Consider the following 4,916-nt stretch of genomic DNA (forward strand, 5'->3'; position numbering starts at 1 on the left):
CTAAAATGGAAATGAGGAAATATTTTAAACTATTGTATGGTTTTGCAGGGCTGCTGATGCTGTTTTATTCCTGCAAAAAAGATACGGATCTTTCGTATAGTCTATATCCCGTGGTAGCCGGATATTTGTATCCCGGCAAGGAGGTAAAGGTGAGGGTGACTTATCAGAAAGGGCCTACAGATACCGCTGCTTATGGTTTGCCGGTACAGGGCTTGAGCTTGTCTGTTTCCAATGGCTTGCTGACCAGGGTACTGACGGAAGATGCTGCCGGGTATTATGTGCTCAGAGACACCACTTTTGTGGGCGGCAGCGGTGTATATAGTCTCAGTTTTGAGTTTGAGGGCAAGACGGTGAGTGCCACAACGGTGATGCCGGCGAAGCCGGGACCTGTCAGTGCTTCGGCAGATGAACTGGTGGTGCCGGAGCCGGTATTTGGCAGTCCGCCCGCCGACCCTGTGACGGTGAAACTGAGCTGGAACAATCCGGATCTGAAAAACCATATGGTATTTTTCAAGCTGATGGAGCAAACCAAGGTACCTATAAATGGTTTTTTTTCCGGTGATACCGCAGGCAGTGTGGAGCTGAATGTCCAGCAAGCTGCGTTTGTAGACATTCAGCGGATGAATTTCAGGTATTTGGGCAGGTATAAGGTGATCCTGGCCAGGGTAAACCCGGAGTATGTGGAATTGCTGGACGGCAGTGGTAATTCTTCACAAAATTTAACAAATCCGCCAACAAATGTGAAGAACGGATTTGGTATTTTTACCGCCATACAAATGGATACGCTGACCGTGCCATTTTTAGTTCGCAGGGAATAATATGAAGCGCTTATACAGCTGGGGTTCTAACAAATATGTCGTATGGCTGATGCACCTTTTCTTTTGGCTGCTGTTCATGCTTCCGCTGCTGATGGAGAGTGGCAACCCGAGGTTCGCTGGACCTTTTAAATACAGAATTGTGTTTAATAACCTGGCGCTTATCATACTTTTTTACTGGAATGCTTATTTCCTGTACAATACGGTATACAAGCGAAGGGGTGTGGTGGTTTATATTTTTACAGTGCTGTTGTCGGCACTGATGCTGATGTGCTGCGTATCTTATGCCATCGATAAGTGGCTGCCTGCGCCCAGGTTTGGAATGCGGTCCCGGCCTGATTTATCGGCCATGCGCAGGCACAGGGAATCTCAGGAAGGCGGCACTCCAATGAAACGGCTCATTCCCGGTCCGGGATCACCGCTGGTCCAGTATCCCTTTTTTTTGGCCATTATAGCGGTGAGTTTTAGCTACAGCCTGATCAGGGAACACAATTTAAAGGAAAAACAACGCAAAGAGCGGGAAACGGAAACACTAAAAACGGAACTTGGATTGCTCCGCTCGCAGATCAGTCCGCATTTTATGTTCAATGTACTCAATTCGCTGGTTGCACTGGCCAGAAAGAAGTCTGACCTGATGGAGCCTTCGCTGATCCAGCTTTCTGCTTTGATGCGCTATGTACTTTATGAAAATAGTCAAAGCCGGATAGCGCTTGCGGAGGAAGTCGCTTATTTAAAGAATTATATTGAACTGCAGTCGCTGAGGTTTGGCGATGACATCAGGCTGGATGTCGAAATGGCGGAGGACCTGGATGGTTACGAAATAGAACCCATGCTGCTGATCCCTTTTATTGAGAATGCGTTTAAACACGGGATCGGGAGTATGGACGATCCTTATATCCGCATAAGGTTAAACATGAACCGGGACAATAGTCTGCTGACCTTTAGCGTAGAAAACAGGATAGCTCCTGCTGCCGATGTGAAAGATGAGGATTCAGGAATAGGTTTGAAAAATGTGAAGCGCAGACTGGAGCTGCTGTATCCTGAAAAACATATATTTGAGATGAATGCCGGGGAGGAATTGTTTGAAGCAGTATTAACCCTGAAATTGACATGATCAGGTGTTTAATAGTTGATGACGAGCGACTGGCCCGGGAGCTGATCGCAGACAACATCAGACTGATTCCGTTTTTGGAGCTGGCTGGAAGCTGTAAAAATGCTTTGGAGGCGATGGAAATTTTGCGGACTGAGGCGATTGACCTCGTGTTTCTGGATATACAGATGCAGGGTATATCCGGCATTCAGCTGCTGCAGGGTGGGTTGATCGATGTGCCCATGGTGATTATGGTCACTGCTTATGAAAACTATGCACTGGAAGCGTTTAACCTGGATGTGCTGGATTATTTGATGAAGCCTGTGCCATTTGAGCGGTTTTTTAAAGCGGTTTCGAAAGCCAGGGACCAGTATTTGCTGAAGCGAAAACAACCGGCTGAGCCGGCGGAGTCACAGTATGTTTTTGTAAATTCCGAGTATTCGCTGATCAGGATAGACATCGATCAGATCACTTATGTAGAGGGTCTCAAGGATTATATAAAAATATACCAGATGGGCAGGGATAAGCCGGTTATTCCCAGACTAAGTCTTCATTACATGGAAGAAAAGCTTCCTGCCGGAAAATTTCTGAGGGTACACCGTTCTTACATCGTGGCGCTTGATAAAATCCTCTCTGTAAGGAAGAACAGGCTGTTTGTAGAGGGTGCAGAGGTGCCTTTTACAGAAAATTACAGAGAAGGGATAATGAGGTATATCGAACAGCGAAATTTCTGATTACCTTTGCCGACTAAATTTTTTGTCGATGAAAAGGTTAAATATCTCTTTGGTTATAGTTTCTGTAGTGCTGCTGGTGTTTTCTGCGTTATCTGTACCGGCACAATCAGCTGATACGACCAATCCCTCACCCCTGAAATTTCCAACTCCAAAGGGGATAGTCAATCAGTTGTTTTACCTGCAGAGAGATCCAAACCTCAACACGCTCATTTATGAACTGAACATCAGGGACGGCGCCATAGACCGGGAGGAACCGGTCATTGGTTACTGGATCAGGTACAGTGAGGGCGGCAAGAAACAGGACATGAGCTATGTACAGAAGAAATTTGCTTATGGCGTGCAGTCAAAAGAGCTCAGTAAAGATCACTTTGAAATAAGATTTGTATCGCACAAAAAGCTCGCTTTGTACCTGCAGCGTTCGGAGGGCGACAAGAAATTTCATGTGTACGTGACCGTAAACAATAAGAAACTTTTGCTGGACCGAATCTTTGTACGCATTGAGGGCGGCTCGTTCTGGCTGCCAAATGTGAGGTATGTCGAACTGAGGGGATTACACACAGAAAGCAATACGGTAATCACCGAGAGAATAAAAGTTTAACGTACATTTATTCAGGAAAAACCAAATTTAGCCTGAATGGAGCTTTCTTTTATCTATACTTTACTTTGCCTGCTGGTCAGCATTGCGGTCATGATCGTTCTGTCTGCTAAATACAGGGTTCATGCTTTCTTTGCACTGATGATCTCCTGCTTCATCATGGGGCTGGGTGTTCAGCTGTCTTTAACCGATATCGTCGGTGCCATACAGAGCGGCTTTGGCAATATCATGAAATCTCTTGGCTTGATTGTGATACTGGGAACCACGCTCGGGGTGCTGCTGGAGTATACCGGTGCCACAAAGGTCATGGCTGCGGTGATCCTCAGAAAAGTTGGCGAAAGCAATGCGGCAGTGTCTATGAGCGTTACGGGATTTATCGTGGGCTTGCCCATCTTCTGTGATTCCGGTTATATCGTATTGAGCAGTCTGAGTAAGACATTGTCCGGACGCACGGGTATTTCTATGGTAGTGATGGCGGTTTCGCTGGCTACGGGGCTTTATGCGGTTCACTGTCTGATCCCGCCTCATCCGGGTGCTGCCGGTGCCGCGGCAGTTATTGGAGCCGATTTTGGTAAACTGATGCTCATCGGGACTTTAATCGCTATTCCTGCGGGGATTGTCGGTCATCTGTGGGCAGTATATGCAGGTAAAAAGTATCCTTTGAGTGTTGTTCCGGAGGAAACGGCTTCGGAGGAAAAGACTATACTTCCATCAGCCTGGCGATCATTTCTTCCGGTCATTGTTCCGATTTTACTGATCGGTTTGAACTCATTTTATAAAATGGAGCATGCGGAAACGAAGGGATGGCTCGCACTGCTTTTGTCGCTGGGAAATCCTTCGATCGCTTTGGCGATTGGTGTGATACTGGCATTTAACTGTAAAAGGGACTGGACAAAAGAGTCTGTGAGTGTGTTGCTGAGAGACGGGGCGGAAAAGGCGGGGAGCATTCTGGTCATCATTGGTGCGGGAGGAGCTTTCGGGGCTGTGCTGACCCTGACCCATATTGGGGATCAGTTCAGCCGGGCGTTGCCGCTGTCGGCCATGGGGATCTTGTTTCCTTTTTTAATTACCTCGATGCTGAAAACCGCGCAGGGCTCTTCAACGGTGGCGATCATTACTGCGGCTTCTATTGTTCATCCCTTGTTGATTCCCCTGGGGCTGAATGACGATACGGGCAGGTTGCTTTGTGTATTGTGTATGGGGGCCGGTTCGATGATGATCTCGCATGCCAATGATGCTTATTTCTGGGTCATCGCTAAGTTTTCAGGGCTGGAAATGAGGCCGATGCTGAATGTGTATTCGGTGGCGAGCCTTTGGATGGGACTGGTTTCTTTTGCAATGGTATACCTGCTTTCTTTAATATTATAGCCCATGAACATACTTATCGCTCCCAATGCGATTCAAAAAGGATTGCTGCGGAGCAGTCCGTCTTTTCATTGCACCTGTTTTCCGATTGGTGACGGGGGAGACGGAACGGCTAAACTGATCATCGAAAAATTCAATGGTACTTATGTGAGCACATCCGTACGTGATCCTTTGGGAAGGGTGGTAAAAAGCACTTTCGGATTGATTGAAGACGGGAAAACAGCCGTCATAGAAATGGCCGATGCATCCGGTCTGCGGCTTTTGTCTGCAGACGAATTATCGCCTTTGCTGGCCAGTTCTTATGGGGCCGGTGAGCT

6 protein-coding genes are annotated in these 4,916 nt (G+C 47.2%); all 6 read left to right on the forward strand.

The window, feature by feature from the left end:
- Positions 1 to 818 (forward strand): DUF4249 family protein (locus VK541_RS10245; RefSeq protein ID WP_324369675.1); only part of this gene is annotated, 818 nt, incomplete at its 5' end.
- 1 nt (position 819) lies between these two features.
- On the forward strand, positions 820 to 1,929 hold the full coding sequence (locus tag VK541_RS10250; protein WP_324369677.1) for a sensor histidine kinase: 1,110 nt from the start codon (positions 820 to 822) through the stop codon (positions 1,927 to 1,929).
- Entirely contained in the window at positions 1,926 to 2,639 is a 714-nt protein-coding gene (locus VK541_RS10255) for a response regulator transcription factor (RefSeq protein ID WP_324369679.1), read from the forward strand. The genes VK541_RS10250 and VK541_RS10255 overlap by 4 nt, the downstream gene beginning before the upstream one ends.
- Before the next feature lie 28 nt (positions 2,640 to 2,667).
- On the forward strand, positions 2,668 to 3,237 hold the full coding sequence (locus VK541_RS10260; RefSeq protein ID WP_324369681.1) for a DUF4833 domain-containing protein: 570 nt from the start codon (positions 2,668 to 2,670) through the stop codon (positions 3,235 to 3,237).
- A gap of 36 nt (positions 3,238 to 3,273) precedes the next feature.
- Positions 3,274 to 4,602, forward strand: a complete 1,329-nt coding sequence (locus VK541_RS10265; protein ID WP_324369683.1) for a GntP family permease — start codon at positions 3,274 to 3,276, stop codon at positions 4,600 to 4,602.
- A gap of 3 nt (positions 4,603 to 4,605) precedes the next feature.
- Positions 4,606 to 4,916: glycerate kinase (locus VK541_RS10270; RefSeq protein ID WP_324369685.1), on the forward strand; the 311-nt coding region annotated here is incomplete at its 3' end.

This window comes from Pedobacter sp., assembly GCF_035317785.1.
GTDB lineage: Bacteria > Bacteroidota > Bacteroidia > Sphingobacteriales > Sphingobacteriaceae > Pedobacter.